Below are 14475 nucleotides of genomic sequence, written 5' to 3'. Positions count from 1 at the left end.
TCAGAAGCGCGGGAGAAGATGCTATATCTTTGGTTATGATCGCAGATCCAACCATCCCTGCTTATGCAGCAGTCTTGGAAATGATTGGGTCTCTCGGGCGCGAGAATCTGGGTCGACAACCACCGGCCGATTTGTGCCGATTTGCCCGAGAAACTGCGAACGCCCACTAGGTGACTCTAAATGACCCGCCTATCTGAGAGCTTGAAAGCGCCGCCGACTGTATCGCCGATCTGTCACGCCCGGATCTGCAGATCATCCTGCGACGGGCTGCATTGATGCTCAGAAACGTCTCCATCGTGCAATCTACCCCAACGCCCCCAAGCGGCGCCGGCCACTTTCAGCCCCTTCGTTCGAAGGTTGGCTTCCAGTCGCGATTGCGCGCCCGCTGCTGGCCTTCGTAGTCAGGAATGCATGTGAAGAACACCTGCCGGCGGTCACGGCCGGCAGCCTTGCAATTTGAGCAGACAAAGAGCCCGACCAAGTCGTCATGCATCGAGCCGCGATCTGGTCGAGGCAGCCAAAGCTCTCAACGTACAGAACGCCATCATTGACGGCGAAGTCGTCGTTCTGAATGAGGCTGGCCTTTCGGACTTTGCCGCGCTGCGCAAGGCAATCACCAGGCGCCAGCACGACCTCTATTTCGTCGCGTTCGATCTGCTGCATCTCAACGGCCACGACTTGCGCGACATGGTACTTGAGGATCGGCGGGAAATCCTTGCCGGCCTTATAGGGTCTGACAGCCGCATCCAGTTCAGTGAGACAATGCCAGGCGAGGCTAATGCGATCGATCATCTGATCGACGCGGCCGGCCTGGAAGGGATGGTATCGAAGCGTCGAGACAGCAAATATCGCAGCGGCCCGACTACCAATTGGCTGAAGACAAAAGCCTTCACCGAAAGCGAGTTTGAACTTCTGGGAGTCGAACGCGAGAGGGGCAAGCCGGCGTTTGCTCTAATGGCTGAGCCAGGCACCCGGAAATATGTCGGCAGCGCGTTTGTCACCGTCAATCGTGAGATGCGGGAGCGGCTTTGGAGACGTGTGCAGGAATACGCCGGGCCACCACCCAAGGACATGCCAAAGCGGCCGGCAACGCAGGGTCAAGCCAGGCATAAAGGTCCGCATCAAGCACCTACGTGGGGAGGAAGACCTTCGGCACGCCTCGCTGCAGGATTTTTGGGATGAGAGTTAGCGACCAGTGGCAAGGGATAAGCATTCAGGAATATAATCCTCCCGTTGCGGCGAGCCCTTCAACGGAGAATCGCCATGCCTCGAAAGACCCTCGCCGACACTCTGGCCACCCGCGAAACCATCTATGTCAATTGTGCGCACCCGATGTGCTGCAACTCGGCGAAACTCGACATCCAGGCGCTGATTGACAGGCTCGGCCGTGACCACGGTATTGGGACGTCCAGTCGAGTCCGCGGCGGGTGAAGATCCGCACACCGCCGGCGTCGATAATGATCTGGGAACGGTAGCCGTCGAATTTGGCTTCATGCATCCAGTCATCGCCTTGGGGCGGCTTGGCGACCAAGGTAGGCATCATTGGCGGGAGAAACTTCAAATGCATGCATTGACTCGCAAAACCGCGATTTCAATTAGCATGCGCTTAATTAGTTCCAATTTTAACGAATCGTTGACCGCGCTGTCCCAGAATAGGACGGCGCAGTCAAACCCCAACCCGGGATTGCGCAGGCGGCTCCGGCAATCCAGCTCCCCCGCCTCACTGTCGGAGCCGCTTCCACACTCCTCTAGAATTACCAGCAACGGTTGAATCAACTGTTACCGCACTTGCTTTCCAGTGCGCTTTCCCAGTTGTTAAACTTTGATGGAACAGGGCTCTCGCCTTCACGGTTTGACGCTGAGACAGTCCATCTCAGCGAGGAAGCATGGAAGCCCAAGAGAACATCCGCAACGCCTGGGCGGCCCTCAGGCTGGTTCGCCTTGCTATCTCCCCCGTTTTCTGGACGCGGCGTTCCATGCGAGCCCGGATTCAGCCACTTAGAAATCTAGGACGTAGACCCATAAGCGCGTAGCCAGATGCGGATTGCGACGAGTTTGAGGGCAGCGAGGTAGTTTTCTGCCAGCTTGTCGTATCGGGTTGCGATGCGACGGAACTCTTTGGTCTTGTTGAAGAAGCGCTCGATCAGGTTACGCGCTCGGGCCTTCTTCCGGATGGCGGGGCCGACGCCCATGTGATTGAAACGGCGCATTAATGTCGCCGCCCTCCAGCAGGAAAACGCGCGTCTGAAGTCGCTTCTGGCGCAGACGCAGGCCGCCTTGGCCAAGCACCAGGCGGCGCTGGCGCAGTCGGAGGAAGCGCGGCGCCGGCTGGAGAGCATCTCGGCGATCTGCGGCGCGAGAAGTTCGGCGCGAAACCGAGAAGTGAGCCCCGACCAGTACAATCTGCCGCTGGAAGACGCACTCGAAACCTTACGGAATCCTGTATTCTCCCTCGAGCATGTCCCAGGCGGTCGTATCGGACGTAAAGGTTATCACGAACGTGCCGTTGCCGGTTATTCCTTTGTACCTGTCCGTCCCTCCGATGAATGTCCACTCGCCGTTGAAGGTCGGTTGCGCGCCACCGGTCACCGTATATTTGCCGATAACCTTCGCGCCGTTTCCGTCGGTGAACGTCTTATAACCGCCACTGACCATGCCGCCAGAGTCGAAGAGGTCCACGGCCTGATAGCGGGCGTTGTCGAGAAATGGCTTCTCGCCCTCGCTGAAGACGACTCCGTCGAACTGCGTGAGCGAGACCGTGTGATCCGCGGTGTCGGCCACCTTGACGGTTGGAGCGCTCGTAATGACCAGCACCGCTTTGCCTTTCCAGTGGCCGCTCTCCTCAGCCGAGGCTGTCGCACTCCACGGAACGCTAAGCACTGCCGCCAATGCGATTCCTGTCAGCAGGCTCTTTTCAAGCGAACATCTAGGCATAGCATCCTCCACACTGTTGGTTCGGCATATTAGCGCGCCCAGATATTGCGAGAGTCAACTGGTCCTGTGCCGATCACGCGCGGCAAGCCCTCCCCCATGTTCTCCGCATGAACCCGGCTTGCGCCTTCAGACCACGCTACGCTTTAAAATATCAAAATGCCGCCCTGAATTCCGACAGACCCATCAGGCCAGATCGACTTGCCTCGCCAGGTCGGTAGGACGCCTGAAGCTTGCCCGTTTCCTCTCTCGCCAACCTGAATGCGAAAGCCGCCATGTTTTCATGCGCGCTAGGTCGGCAGTGCCTCCCATACCGCTTCCTGATTGCGGCCTGTTCGCGGCGAGCAAGCCGAGAGGTGGTGTTTTCCTTTCCGGTTATGACTGCCTCCGAAAATTCCGCGCGTATTGCGCAGAAAAGCGGCAGCTTGGTCTTTTAGGGCCCGACAAAAATCATCTATTTCCCCCTACTTTAGGCGCGGCGCCCCGTGCCTAGCCGGCAACCGATTGAGAATGCAGCGCTTTCGAATTTTACTCCCCCCGTCTAATTCGCTCTATTTTAGACCCCCGAGACTGACGCTAAAAAAGCGGTAGCGTCGAAGCATGCCGAGCCATCGGAAAGCCCTAAACACTTGATTTCATGAAGGAATGCCCAGTTAACTGGTGGATGCCTGCGCGCGGGGAATCCTTCTGCAGCCTAGGCAATATCAGGTGAGGCAAAACACTCACGTATTGCCGGCGGGGCTGGTGGGATCGATTTTCGTCATGCGTTCCTTGGCCTCGACCAGACTCCGTTGCGTTCGTATCCTGCTGCACAGCGCGATATTCTCGGCGATCATTTCTTCTGTGCGTGCGAGCGCGAGCTCGGCCCGTTTGATGCGCTGCTCTGCAGTATCGGCCGCCGTCCCGCGTCCGTGGGGTTCCATGGTGTCCATGAGTTTCTAACACATGGTGGGCAATATCGTTCCCTGATGTCGGAGTGCTGGCAGGAAGTCGAGCGAACGCACGGGACTTCAGAAGGCTGCCAGAGCGAATATCAAGTGCATTCTTCGGACATGGCAGGAACCGGGTGGCACTGAGGAACGCCTCGACAGCAAGCGGAACCCGCTCGCATTTTATGTCTGCGGTGAGCCGGCATGAAGACGAAGGCCTCTTCTTCGCCGGCATCTGCCCCACTGCCTCACCTGCGGCTGTGGCAAGGTGTGGCGCCCGTGGCAACTGCACTGCCTCACCACCACCCCTTTAGGGTGTTGCGGGGCAAAGTAGCCGGGGCAATTTCAGGTGAGGCAAAACACTCACATATGATTGCTGGCGGGGCTGTTGGCATCGATCTTCGTCATGCGTTCCCTCGCCTCGCTCACGCGCCTTTGCTCGGACCGTATGCGGTCGCACAACGCGAGATTGACGGCGACGCAGCCATCGTCCGCCAACTTCGCATGTTTAAGCGAGCGCTCGGCTCGTTTTACGCGCAGCCTGGCAGTGGCCAATTCGAAGCTAAAAATATCAATCATCATCATACCGCTTCGTTTGCGGTCCCTTCGATTGTTAACCGGCTTCGATCTCATTTGTTCCGACCGCACGCGGCGCAGCGCCGGGACGGAGCGATATGACGACGGTATCACAGTTTAAGCAAAAAACCCCGGCGCGGCGGTAAGATCTGCCGCGCCGCTAGGGCTGGGACGCGTTTCGCACCCGACGTATGTTGAACGCATAACTAGGCAACTCGGCCATCGCGCTGTGCTTCGAGCCGCTCGATGCGCTCCCAGTAAATTCGCTCCTGTCCGATAGCTTTTCCCTGCGCTTCGGCATGGACCTGGCTTGCGCCTTCAGACCACGTTGCGCTTTAAAATATCGCTGATCTGAGTTGCCGCCCATGTGCCACCGCGAGCCGTCGGGATACCCCGCGCATTGAGGGCGGCGGCCGTTTTCCGCATGGATGCGCCCGTTGCTTGAATTTCTCTGATAATGGGCAGGACGTTGGATGCGAAGCCGTCGGCAATGGCCGTACGGCGCTCTGCAGCGGCTTCCTGAGCCTTGCGGATCTGCGGATTGCCGAGCTTTACGCCACGGGCCTTGACGGCTGCGAGCGCGTCTTTCGTGCGCTGTGAAATCATTGCGCGTTCCTGTTCCGCAACGGCTGCATAGATGTGCAGCATGAAAGGCGATACGTCCACGCCCAACTCTGCGACAATGAACGGCGTCCGCTTCGCCATAAGAGCCGAAATAAAGGCCACATCACGGGACAGCCGATCGAGCTTGGCGACGACAACCGCGCAATTGTTGCGCTTGGCATCAGACAAGGCAGCTGCGAGTTGGGGGCGCTTATTCAAAGCATCCGCGCCTTTGCCCGTCTCGACTTCCTGAAATTCGGCGATCAGCTCTAAGTCTTCGGCCTCAGCAAACTTCGCAATCGCAACCCGCTGCGCTTCGAGGCCAAGACCCGACTTGCCCTGCTGTGCTGTCGAAACGCGGATGTAAGCGACGGCCCGTTTCATTACCCTGTGTCCCTTCCTGTCATGTAAGGACACTATACGTCTGTTTAGAAAGCTTACAATAGGCGCCTTTTGCCATTTTCCGCCTGCTTGTCGCGGCCGAGGATGGCGGACGGATGCACCAGGCCATGGTGACCTTGGCCGGAAAGGCTCGGGATGCCTTATGGAAGACTCTGGAGAAGCGACACGCGACCGAGCCGCCCCTGCGGGAACTGAGACGAAAAGATGTGCAATGGGTAAAACCAGGATTGCGAATGTAACCCTAGAAGGAAACCACGTGCTAGTGGTCAAAATCTGACACTTGGTACCGAAGCCGTAGGGCCGCTCAGGGTGGAAAGTTCACGTTGCCGCCGTCGATCCGAACGTGAAGAAAGGGGCCAACAGCGGACGTTCAGTAGACAGACGCCCGGAGAGGCGCGGCTGAGGCGGGACACGTTGGTCATCGCTCCGCCGAGTGTTGCCGTGCTCGATTTTGTCACGCGCGAGACCAAGCCGTGTCAGCACGCGGGCTATTTGCCGAATTCACAAAGCAGCATAGGGTGACCTCATCAGCGGGGGACGCAATGACGAGCGAAACGGACATTCTTGATGCCGTGGTCATCGGTGCTGGCTGGGCGGGGTTAGGCGTCAGTCATGCGCTGATGCAGCGCGGTTTGCGTCACAAAGTATTGGAACGAGGTCGTATTGGTGAGACCTGGCGGACGCAACGCTGGGACTCCTTTCGTCTAAATATACCCAACATCCAAACAGTCATGCCCGGGGATACCTATAGCGGCTCCGATCCCGACGGTGCGATGACAAGCGGCAAGTTCGTCGCGCTGTTGGAGGACTATGCCGGCCGGCATGGCCTGCCGGTGGAAACGGGTACGCCGGTGACCGACCTTGTTGCGAGCGGTGGCTTGTACCGGCTGACCATTCCGCGCGGCCCGCTGTGGACGAGGAATGTGGTGATCGCCAGCAGTAACCAGAATTGCCCGACGCGCCCGCCCTTCTCGGCTTTGTTGCCGCCCGATATCCACCAGATTGACGCATCGGCCTATCGCAACGCATCTGATCTCGACAGTGGAGCCGTGTTGGTGGTCGGCAGCGCCCAGTCGGGCGGCCAGCTCGCCGAGGACCTGGTCCTGGCGGGGCGAACTGTGTTTCTTGCAACCGGCCGGGTCGGCCGGCTGCCCCGGACGTACCGAGGTCGTCACATCAGTGTCTGGATGGTCCTTACCGGGCTGATAGATGTGACGCGAAGCGAAATACTTGAACAGGGACCCATCCCTGGAAGGCCGCTGCAAGGCGCGCTCCAGACGATCAGCCTGCAATCCCTCAGCGCGCAAGGCGTTGTCTTGCTGGGTCGTCTCACGGGCGTCGACGACGGCTGCCTCTCGTTCAGCGACGATGCGGAAGAGCATGTTCGCCATGCGGACGAGGGCTCCGCCAGGATTCGAAGCTTGGTCGACGAGTACATCGCGCGCAACGGGATCGACGCCCCTCCGGCCGAGCAAGACCCGGCAGAGGTGATTGCCGCGGTGCTGCCGAATCCGCCTATCCGATCGATTGATCTCGCCGCACGGGGAATCACAACCGTGATCTGGTGCACCGGGTTCAAAGGGGATTTCGAGTGGGTGCGCGTTCCCAATGTGCTCGATGCGCAAGGTCAGCCATCGTACGAAAACGGGTTGTGGAGCGTCCGTGGTGTGTATTTTGCCGGCCTGCCTTTCGCGATCTCGCGACGGTCGGGCACAATATTGGCCATCGCGGAGGAAGCAGCCCTGTTGGCCGACGATATCCTGCGTCGGTTAAACACCCACCCCTAACACCTGATTCAGTGATGAAGCGCCCAAGCGAATGTCATCCGGGAGGCGGCTTCCCCCCTCGCGAGATTCAATCCGTAAAGGTGAATGGCCGCAATGGGCCGACTTGCCGCCGCAGGGCGAGCAAGCCTGGATGACTGCAGTGGGTCGGAACAGGTAATCCGTATCGGGTACCAAGCGTCAGATTCCTACCCCTAGCAACAGCCGAATCTATTGCCCACGCGTGCCGTCGAACCGTCCTAAAACTTTTTTCGTGGCGTTTATGGAAGAGAGACGACCCGACCGGTACGCACGCTCAGATGGCCCAGGGTTGTCGATGCCCCCCCGGCCCCCAGAGCCTCAACCGATGTCGTCTAGCGTCTGTCGGCAGAGCCACGCCATTGCTCGGACGTTGGCCAAAGATGCCATGATTTCCTTTGTCTGCCCGCCGTGGCGATAGTTGCCGTTACGCTTGCCCTCAGGTGCGCCGCCGGAAGCGCAAGCCGAACACGGGTGGCTAACGCGAACGCTGGAAACTCTGCGCGGGTGGATGAATTGAGGCTACATTCGATCAAGGCCGCAAGCTAAGGACGCAGGCACAACGCCAGAATGAAGGCCGCGGCGAGCAGCATGGGCGACTAGTCCCTAGTTAATCCGATAGATCATCGATCGTCTGCCGACATAGCCGCGCCATTGCCTGGACAACCGCCAAGGCTGCCATGGTGCGATTCGTCCTGCCTCCGTTGCGATAGTTGCCGTTCCTCTTGCCTTCAGGTGCGCCACCGCCCGCACCGTGCATGCGACAGACTGCGCTGCCCCTCACCGCTGGCGATCGACACTGGCAACCCGTCCGCTTCGACCGAGCATGACACCGAGGCGCTGGGTTCATGAGGTTGACGTTATTTTTTTCGGTCACCCTGCCCCCCATGCGAGACGTTGCCGACAATAGCTTGGCCGCCATCATTCACCGTGACGTGCTTCACCGTGACGTGCTGCTGGCCGCCGGTGCGGTATTTCTTTAGGGCTTCCACCTTGGTCGCGAATGTCCTGGTGAGCTTGTTGAACGCACGTTCGGCGCTGTCTTGCTGCGGGATAGTTTCGCAATGAGCAAGGCGGCGGGCGAAGGTCATTGTCGCCATATGCACCGCGGCCATCTGCGATGCCAGCATAGCTTCGATCTGATCCTGCGGTTTAATGCCTTTCACGATCGAGGCGACAAAGGCCGTGCCCTGATCGTCTGCCGTTTTGCCGTGGCTGCCGACATTCACCAGCTGGCGCAGGAAGCCATTGATGAAATCTTCGTCCGACGATCCGAAGGCTTTCTGGGCCGCCATATGATCGATCGTGACGCTGCTGCCGTCGATCTTTATGAGGCGCGTTGGGCCAGGCGGTGACATGGGAAAGGCTGGTGCGCAATCCGGCGCGGGCGACGACACCGCCGAAGGTCGAGCGGAAGAAAATGCTTGCCTACGACGTGAGCCAGACCGCCATCTTGCTTGAAACGCTCCGACCGACGCGCATGTTCATCCCGGTTCTGCTCGCTGTGACGTGCGGATTGCGACGCGGCGAGATTCTGGCGTTGCGCTGGCACCACTTGGAACTCGGGGACAACCGCCGACAGATTTCTATCGAAGAAAGCGCAGAGCAGACGAATGACGGAGTGCGCTACAAAGAACCAAAGTCTGGCAGAGCGCGAACAGTGGCACTTTCAGCCAGCACCGCTGCAGAGCTTAAAGCGCATCGAGCTCGGCAAGCCGAGGAACAACTCCGGTTAGGGCTGCGGCCGGACGGTGACAGCTTCGTAGTTGCCCAGGTCGACGGCTCGCCATTGCAGCCAAGGTCGCTTACGCATGAGTGGGTGCGCGTCTTGGGCAGGACGGCCCTGCCCCGCATCCGCTTTCATGACCTTCGGCACACCCACGCCACACAGATGCTATCGTCCGGCGTTCATCCAAAGGTCGCCAGCGAACGCTCGGGCCACTCGACAATCGGGATTACCTTGGATCTGTATTCCCATGTCATGCCCGGCATGCAGGCTGACGCGGCAGAGCAAGTTGACGCGGCGTTGCAGGTGGCTATAAGCGCAAGTCGAAAGACCATATAGTTGCAAAGTGCGTAGCAAACGGCCTTTTGAGCAAACCGCAGAGGGCCGGAAGGCACTTTAAAATCAACTATTTGGAGGGATGGCCGAGCGGTTTAAGGCACCGGTCTTGAAAACCGGCGTGGGTGCAAGCCCACCGTGGGTTCGAATCCCACTCCCTCCGCCATCTGCCGTTGATTTATCTAAGTGGGGTAGCTTACGCGATCAGGCTTGACGCTCTGCCCTGCCGCGCGATGCTGAGTACGGCTTGGGGGGATCATTTGCTTACCCGCGGTGGGGGGAACATGACTCCTGAGTTCTTTGGGAGTTGGCTGCTCCAAGTAGCCGTGATGCTTTGCGTCGTTGCGGGATTGGCAATGACCATCGTTGCGGTTCGCACTGGATGGAGCTCCATTGGTTTCGTGATGATCGGCTTTGCCAAGGCGAGGCCGACACGAGTACATGCTGTCATCGATGGTCGAGAAGATCCTGACCACGTATCTGCGGGAAAAGGGCTACCTGCCGAAAGGCGCAGCAGAATAGCTATGCTCGTCACCGTCAGCCGGGAGGAGTGTAGAGCGGCTCTCTGCATCGATGAACCAAGCACTGGCCATCGAGCGTCGGCACAAACCCTACCGCTGGGATTTCCGACCAGTCGCACGCATTGCTGTACCGGCGGACGTAGAGGGCATAGGTGTTCGGGCCGGTGGTCAGCACCGCCGAGCCATGGCTCTGGATTAGCGCCTGCGTCTGTTGGCAGGTCATGGCGCGGGTGTCCGGCCTGGCCTGGGCGAGGGTTGTGAAGGCAAGCGTGACCGCTGCCGAGGTCAACGCAATCCGGCGAATGGACATGACGAGACTCCCATGATGAGCCATTTGGTTGACAAACTCGCATGTCGCAGGGCAGCTGTGCAATGGCGGCCTCCAAATCGGAATTTCCGGACTGGAGCAAACCGCCCGCCCCGTGCGAATTGACGGCGTGCCGCTGGAACCCGCAACCGAGGACACTCTCAACCTGCCGGCGGTCACGGCCGGCAGCCTTGCAATTTGAGCAAACAAATAGCCCGACCAAGTCGTCATGCATCGAGCCGTGGTCACGGCCGAGCCTGTCAATCAGCGCCTGGATGTCGAGCTTTGTCGATCTGCAGCACATATTCATCAGCCAAGTGGAGCACGCCCCCGAAGGCTCGCCAGGCCCAGCGACCTCCTCCGCAACCAAAGCCGCTGGGCCGCCCCGCTCCGCCAGTCCGGCTAGAGCTTCCCTTTGAACCGATCGCCATCCATGGGGCTGGGCAGCACCATCACAGGCGAACGAATCCTATAAGCGGTAGATGATCGGAGGCGACCCGCGAAAGCGGCGTGTCATGGGCTTCGACGGATGAGATCATTCCGTGTCGATTTGCCATGATCCGGTCGAGCGACAGCAGCGGCAGACTCGATGGAAAGGTGGGGACCGCCGGTGGCGCGGGACCGAAAGTCGTGTGCAGCGTATTCAGCGCGGAACGGTTTCCGAGTCGCCATTCGTTCAAATCGCCGAGCAGCAGTGTTGGTTTTTCGTCCGGTCTGTTCATGATTTCGAGCACGACACGGGCCTGTTCGGAGCGCGATCGGCGCAGCAAGCCGAGATGGGCTGCGATAATGCGCAGAGTTCGTTTCTCGTCCAGATCGATTTCGGCAACCAGGGCTCCGCGCGGCTCCAACCCCGGGAGCTTTATCTGATGGACATTGCGAACGATGCCCCGTTTGAAAAGCAGAACGTTGCCGTGCCAGCCGTGTCCTTTGCCGTTTCCGGACACCGGCACCGGCACCAGGCCTGTTTCCAATTCGAGACGCAGCAGATCCAGAAGGCCGGCACGATCTCCAAAGCGATTGTCCGCTTCCTGCAACGCAATGACATCCGGGCCGATTTCCCGGATGACGCGACCGATTCGTTCGGGATCGAACTTTCTGTCGACGCCCACGCATTTGTGAACATTGTAAGATGCGACCAGAGTCCCCGCGGGGCGTGTCCCTTCGGACGGCGCAGCGTTCGCCTTCTGCTTTTTTCTGTCGCGAATGGATTTGAGCACACTTGCAGGAAAGCTATGTCCAGTTCTTTGCATGAGTCTGCTGCTCGTCCTCACCACCTTCAAGACTTAGCTTTGTCTCACTCAAACAGGATCTGCAATCGCTGCTTCCTGCCCTGACGAGATGCGGCGCTCGAAAGGAGCGATGGCTGCGTCGCCCGAATTGCCCCGGGCAGAACGAGAAAGCCTCTAAAGGTAGGGCGATCCCAGCCACAACACTCGGTCGAACAGGCGGACGATGAATGGCCGGGCTCTCAAGGTTTCGATCGTTACAGACGCGGCGGAGGCGATTGCCGATCCGATCCGCGCTTCAATCTCCGCGGCAAAGCCTGCATCAAGAACCTCTACATCAATCTCAAAATTCAGCCGCAGGGACCGGGCATCAAGATTGGAGGATCCTATAAAAGCCCAAACTCCATCGACCGACAGCAGCTTCGAATGATCGAACGAGCCCTGCGTGCGCCATACGCGGCAATAGTGCTTCAGGACCTGATCGAATTGCGCCGTCATCGCCCGGTCAATAAGGAAAAGATTGTTCATCGCCGGTACCACGATGTCGATCTCGACGCCTCGCCTGGCTGCGGTCGTCAGCGCGCTGATCAGTTCCCGATCCGGCAGGAAATAGGGCGACATGATGCGGATCGATTTGCGGGCGACGGAAAACGCCCCGATCAGCAAGTTGTGGTTCGTTTCGATGCTGGCATCCGGCCCGGATGCAACCGCCCGCGCCAGCATTGGTTGACCGGGAGCCGCGGGAAGCGTGGCCACTTGCCAGGTGTCGCCTTTCAGGAACTCGCCGCTCACGAAGCGCCAATCTTCGGCGGCAACCGAAAAAAGGTCCGCTACGACCGGCCCGGTGACCTGAAAATGCGTGTCCCTCGCGCTGGAGGAGCCGGCGAACTCGGCTGAGAATCCCTTTCGGATGTTCATCCCTCCGGTGAACGCAATCGTGCCATCGACGACCAGGATCTTCCGGTGCGTTCTGAGGTTGGCGTAGGGAAGACGCAGGCCCATGACAATGTTGCCGTTGAAGAGGTCTGCTGGGATTCCTGCCTGTCGCAGGCGCCCTAGAATGCTGGGGACGGAGTAACGCGCCCCGACTGCATCGATCAGCACGCGAACGCTGACACCCCGCTGGACGGCTCCGGCGAGAGATTCCACGAAAAGCCGCCCGACATCGTCATTGTCGAAGATGTAGGTCTCGAGAAGGATAGTGCGTTGAGCGCCATCAATCGCTCGGCACATTGCGGTATAGGCCTCGTCACCTGTCTCCAATATCGCAATCGCGTTTCCCGAGGTCAGGGCACGCCGGGCCACCCTGTCGCCCAATGTCTTCAGGCCGGTGAAGCGTTGGCCGTACCGCTCCGCAATCAGTTCCTCGGCGGCAACGTTGCGCTCATGTTTTGCGGAATCCGCCTCACTGGAAAGGGGCCGCATGGCGCTGATCGTTGCACGACGGATGCGGTTTATGCCGGCAACGGCGTAGATGATCGCGCCGAGGAATGGCGACAGGAACATCACGCCGACCCAACCTGTGGCGGCGCGGACGTCTTCCTTCGTCATTATGGCGTGGACGATGCCGATGGCCGCCATCACCACCGGGATGATCGCGAGGACCTGGGGCCAATGAGTCATCAAGGTCTGCAACATCGCCAAGACTATCCAGCGAGCGGTTGCAGAACGCAATGCAACTCATTCCCGGCGTCAGACCACGGTAACAAACTGGACAGAGCCGCTATCTGGTTCGATGGAACGGCCCCCGTCGCCGGAGGCCAACAGCCACGAGCGGGCACTACAGGCCTAACTTCTCCCGGAGTGCATCGATGCGTTTAGAGGCTTCCACCTTGCTGAGGCCGTCAGCATAGGCGTCAGGGTCGTCGGCCTGTTCCGCCAAAGTTTTCAAATAGGAGGCTTGTGCGGGGGTCATGGGATCATCTCCGCTGATCCAATCTTCCGGGTCCTTTTCGACATTTGCCGGTGCCTCGATTTTTGGGTTGTGCCGGTCACCCATGATCAATCTCCCTTGATGATCACCACAATGAGAATGATCATGATTTGTTCCGCCAGATTAGTCTGCGGGTCGCGTCCGGCCGCGTAGGCCTCAAATCGGTGAGGACGCCCGTGAGCAGTGATCAGGGCATTGGAGCCGTGCCTGGCTCATAAACGACCCCCAATTGGGGAGTCGGCTTCTTCGAATTTTTTGGCCTTCAGCCATGTGCTCGACAGTCCGCTCCTGTAGCGGCTGTCGGCGCGCTTCGAGATAATTCCATTGAGCCCGATCTTCTCGACGGTGCGGAAGAGCGCCAGCGCGCTGCCCTCGAAATGCTCACTGTATTGGATCTTGCCGAGGCCAGGCTCAACCAGTTGCCACAGCGCCTGCTTGCGCTGCAGCAGCGGCAAGGAGCCTAGATCGTGGCCGTCGAGATGGAGGATATCGAACGCGACGAACACCAGCCGGTTCGGCTCGTTCCAGATCGCCGCTTCCAGCGCAGGGCAATCGAAAGCGCCCTGCTCGCCGGGAACAATGACTTCGCCGTCGAGAATGGCAGTCCGGCATGGCAGATCGACGGCTAGTGCGATGGGCCAGTATTTCGTGGTCCAGTCGCGGCCGTTCTTGCTGTAAAGACGCACACCGGCATTATCGATGATGATCTGGGTTCGATAGCCGTCGAGATTGGCCTCGTGGACCCAGCCCTCACCTTCAGGCGGCCGCTCGACCCGAGTCGGGATCTGCGGCGGAAGAAACTCCAGCCGGCCGCCAACGACCTTGGCACGCTTACTCAATGACGCCACCTTTGACCGCGCAGCGGCGGCTATCGGCACAGGCAGCACGACATCTCCCCAACATGATGCCTGCCACCTGTGCCGAGCCCCCGCCAAGCCGCCGAGCCCCCGCCAAGCATTGCAAGCATCTACGCACGAAGCCGATCTGTCGTTAGCTTTGCATCCTAATACTTATCCCGGCGTACATATCTTGCTCGGCGCGGCGCTCTTCGTTCCCGACCGGCTAATTGCTGTCCGGGATCGCCGCCAGCCTACGCAGCCCTTTGCTGGTGAGATAATCCGGGCTAGAGCGGTTCGTCATTTCAAGGAACCGCAGAACCGCTCTATCTCTTTGTTTCTTG

The 14475-nt window shown here is 59.3% G+C and carries 14 protein-coding genes, 1 tRNA gene and 3 pseudogenes; 6 read left to right on the top strand and 12 right to left on the bottom strand.

Annotated elements, in window-relative coordinates; translation table 11 throughout:
* Positions 1-221: 221 nt before the first annotated feature.
* The 3 genes and pseudogenes from AC0L2B_RS17875 to AC0L2B_RS17865 form a co-directional block, all read left to right on the top strand.
* A pseudogene (locus AC0L2B_RS17875) lies at positions 222-299 on the top strand (CopG family transcriptional regulator); the annotation flags it as partial.
* 157 nt (positions 300-456) lie between these two features.
* Complete coding sequence (locus AC0L2B_RS17870; protein ID WP_473746294.1) at positions 457-1182, top strand: ATP-dependent DNA ligase; 726 nt, start codon at positions 457-459, stop codon at positions 1180-1182.
* A gap of 81 nt (positions 1183-1263) precedes the next feature.
* Positions 1264-1431, top strand: coding sequence for a hypothetical protein (locus AC0L2B_RS17865; protein WP_473746353.1), 168 nt, complete (start codon positions 1264-1266; stop codon positions 1429-1431).
* Between the two features lie 19 nt (positions 1432-1450).
* Here the strand turns inward: AC0L2B_RS17865 and AC0L2B_RS17860 are convergent.
* The 6 genes and pseudogenes from AC0L2B_RS17860 to AC0L2B_RS17835 form a co-directional block, all read right to left on the bottom strand.
* Positions 1451-1498 (bottom strand): annotated as a pseudogene (locus tag AC0L2B_RS17860) (hypothetical protein); the annotation flags it as partial.
* Positions 1499-2006: 508 nt separating this feature from the next.
* Positions 2007-2159, bottom strand: a pseudogene (locus AC0L2B_RS17855) (transposase); the annotation flags it as partial.
* A gap of 271 nt (positions 2160-2430) precedes the next feature.
* Positions 2431-2934 (bottom strand): hypothetical protein, encoded by a 504-nt coding sequence (locus tag AC0L2B_RS17850; RefSeq protein WP_236387403.1) that lies wholly within the window; start codon positions 2932-2934, stop codon positions 2431-2433.
* 719 nt (positions 2935-3653) lie between these two features.
* Positions 3654-3863 carry a hypothetical protein gene (locus AC0L2B_RS17845; RefSeq protein WP_473746293.1) on the bottom strand — a complete coding sequence of 70 codons (210 nt, stop codon included), beginning with the start codon at positions 3861-3863 and terminating at the stop codon, positions 3654-3656.
* 360 nt (positions 3864-4223) lie between these two features.
* Entirely contained in the window at positions 4224-4445 is a 222-nt protein-coding gene (locus tag AC0L2B_RS17840; protein WP_473746292.1) for a hypothetical protein, read from the bottom strand.
* A gap of 309 nt (positions 4446-4754) precedes the next feature.
* On the bottom strand, positions 4755-5423 hold the full coding sequence (locus AC0L2B_RS17835) for a recombinase family protein (RefSeq protein ID WP_473746291.1): 669 nt from the start codon (positions 5421-5423) through the stop codon (positions 4755-4757).
* Positions 5424-5983: 560 nt separating this feature from the next.
* Between AC0L2B_RS17835 and AC0L2B_RS17830 the strand changes: the two genes are divergently transcribed.
* The gene (locus AC0L2B_RS17830) at positions 5984-7228 is read left to right on the top strand and encodes a flavin-containing monooxygenase (protein ID WP_473746290.1); all 1245 of its coding nucleotides are present in this window, start codon (positions 5984-5986) and stop codon (positions 7226-7228) included.
* 875 nt (positions 7229-8103) lie between these two features.
* Here AC0L2B_RS17830 and AC0L2B_RS17825 read toward each other — a convergent pair.
* Positions 8104-8538 carry a hypothetical protein gene (locus tag AC0L2B_RS17825; protein WP_473746289.1) on the bottom strand — a complete coding sequence of 145 codons (435 nt, stop codon included), beginning with the start codon at positions 8536-8538 and terminating at the stop codon, positions 8104-8106.
* Positions 8539-8612: 74 nt separating this feature from the next.
* Between AC0L2B_RS17825 and AC0L2B_RS17820 the strand changes: the two genes are divergently transcribed.
* Together AC0L2B_RS17820 and AC0L2B_RS17815 are read left to right on the top strand one after the other, a co-directional pair.
* The gene (locus AC0L2B_RS17820) at positions 8613-9308 is read left to right on the top strand and encodes a site-specific integrase (RefSeq protein ID WP_473746288.1); all 696 of its coding nucleotides are present in this window, start codon (positions 8613-8615) and stop codon (positions 9306-9308) included.
* A gap of 73 nt (positions 9309-9381) precedes the next feature.
* Positions 9382-9471 (top strand) — tRNA-Ser (locus AC0L2B_RS17815).
* A 371-nt stretch (positions 9472-9842) separates the two neighbouring features.
* Here AC0L2B_RS17815 and AC0L2B_RS17810 read toward each other — a convergent pair.
* The 5 genes from AC0L2B_RS17810 to AC0L2B_RS17790 all read right to left on the bottom strand — a co-directional run bounded on the left by AC0L2B_RS17810 (position 9843) and on the right by AC0L2B_RS17790 (position 14134).
* Complete coding sequence (locus AC0L2B_RS17810; RefSeq protein WP_091591761.1) at positions 9843-10136, bottom strand: hypothetical protein; 294 nt, start codon at positions 10134-10136, stop codon at positions 9843-9845.
* 449 nt (positions 10137-10585) lie between these two features.
* Positions 10586-11386 carry an endonuclease/exonuclease/phosphatase family protein gene (locus tag AC0L2B_RS17805; RefSeq protein ID WP_473746287.1) on the bottom strand — a complete coding sequence of 267 codons (801 nt, stop codon included), beginning with the start codon at positions 11384-11386 and terminating at the stop codon, positions 10586-10588.
* Positions 11387-11539: 153 nt separating this feature from the next.
* The gene (locus AC0L2B_RS17800) at positions 11540-13000 is read right to left on the bottom strand and encodes a phospholipase D-like domain-containing protein (RefSeq protein ID WP_473746286.1); all 1461 of its coding nucleotides are present in this window, start codon (positions 12998-13000) and stop codon (positions 11540-11542) included.
* A gap of 142 nt (positions 13001-13142) precedes the next feature.
* The gene (locus tag AC0L2B_RS17795; RefSeq protein WP_473746285.1) at positions 13143-13361 is read right to left on the bottom strand and encodes a DUF3072 domain-containing protein; all 219 of its coding nucleotides are present in this window, start codon (positions 13359-13361) and stop codon (positions 13143-13145) included.
* Positions 13362-13507: 146 nt separating this feature from the next.
* Positions 13508-14134, bottom strand: coding sequence for an ATP-dependent DNA ligase (locus AC0L2B_RS17790; RefSeq protein ID WP_473746284.1), 627 nt, complete (start codon positions 14132-14134; stop codon positions 13508-13510).
* Positions 14135-14475 lie beyond the last annotated feature (341 nt).

The sequence above is a fragment of the Mesorhizobium sp. WSM4815 genome, from assembly GCF_055811575.1.
This window is presented reverse-complemented; position numbering and strand designations above follow the sequence as displayed.

What these genes read in the sequence shown, in the direction of transcription:
- AC0L2B_RS17865 (WP_473746353.1), top strand. Translation starts at nt 1,264, where the DNA reads ATGCCTCGAAAGACCCTCGCCGACACTCTGGCCACCCGCGAAACCATC.
- AC0L2B_RS17850 (WP_236387403.1), bottom strand. Translation starts at nt 2,934, where the DNA reads ATGCCTAGATGTTCGCTTGAAAAGAGCCTGCTGACAGGAATCGCATTG.
- AC0L2B_RS17845 (WP_473746293.1), bottom strand. Translation starts at nt 3,863, where the DNA reads ATGGACACCATGGAACCCCACGGACGCGGGACGGCGGCCGATACTGCA.
- AC0L2B_RS17840 (WP_473746292.1), bottom strand. Translation starts at nt 4,445, where the DNA reads ATGATGATGATTGATATTTTTAGCTTCGAATTGGCCACTGCCAGGCTG.
- AC0L2B_RS17835 (WP_473746291.1), bottom strand. Translation starts at nt 5,423, where the DNA reads ATGAAACGGGCCGTCGCTTACATCCGCGTTTCGACAGCACAGCAGGGC.
- AC0L2B_RS17830 (WP_473746290.1), top strand. Translation starts at nt 5,984, where the DNA reads ATGACGAGCGAAACGGACATTCTTGATGCCGTGGTCATCGGTGCTGGC.
- AC0L2B_RS17825 (WP_473746289.1), bottom strand. Translation starts at nt 8,538, where the DNA reads ATGGCGGCCCAGAAAGCCTTCGGATCGTCGGACGAAGATTTCATCAAT.
- AC0L2B_RS17810 (WP_091591761.1), bottom strand. Translation starts at nt 10,136, where the DNA reads ATGTCCATTCGCCGGATTGCGTTGACCTCGGCAGCGGTCACGCTTGCC.
- AC0L2B_RS17805 (WP_473746287.1), bottom strand. Translation starts at nt 11,386, where the DNA reads ATGCAAAGAACTGGACATAGCTTTCCTGCAAGTGTGCTCAAATCCATT.
- AC0L2B_RS17800 (WP_473746286.1), bottom strand. Translation starts at nt 13,000, where the DNA reads ATGTTGCAGACCTTGATGACTCATTGGCCCCAGGTCCTCGCGATCATC.
- AC0L2B_RS17795 (WP_473746285.1), bottom strand. Translation starts at nt 13,361, where the DNA reads ATGGGTGACCGGCACAACCCAAAAATCGAGGCACCGGCAAATGTCGAA.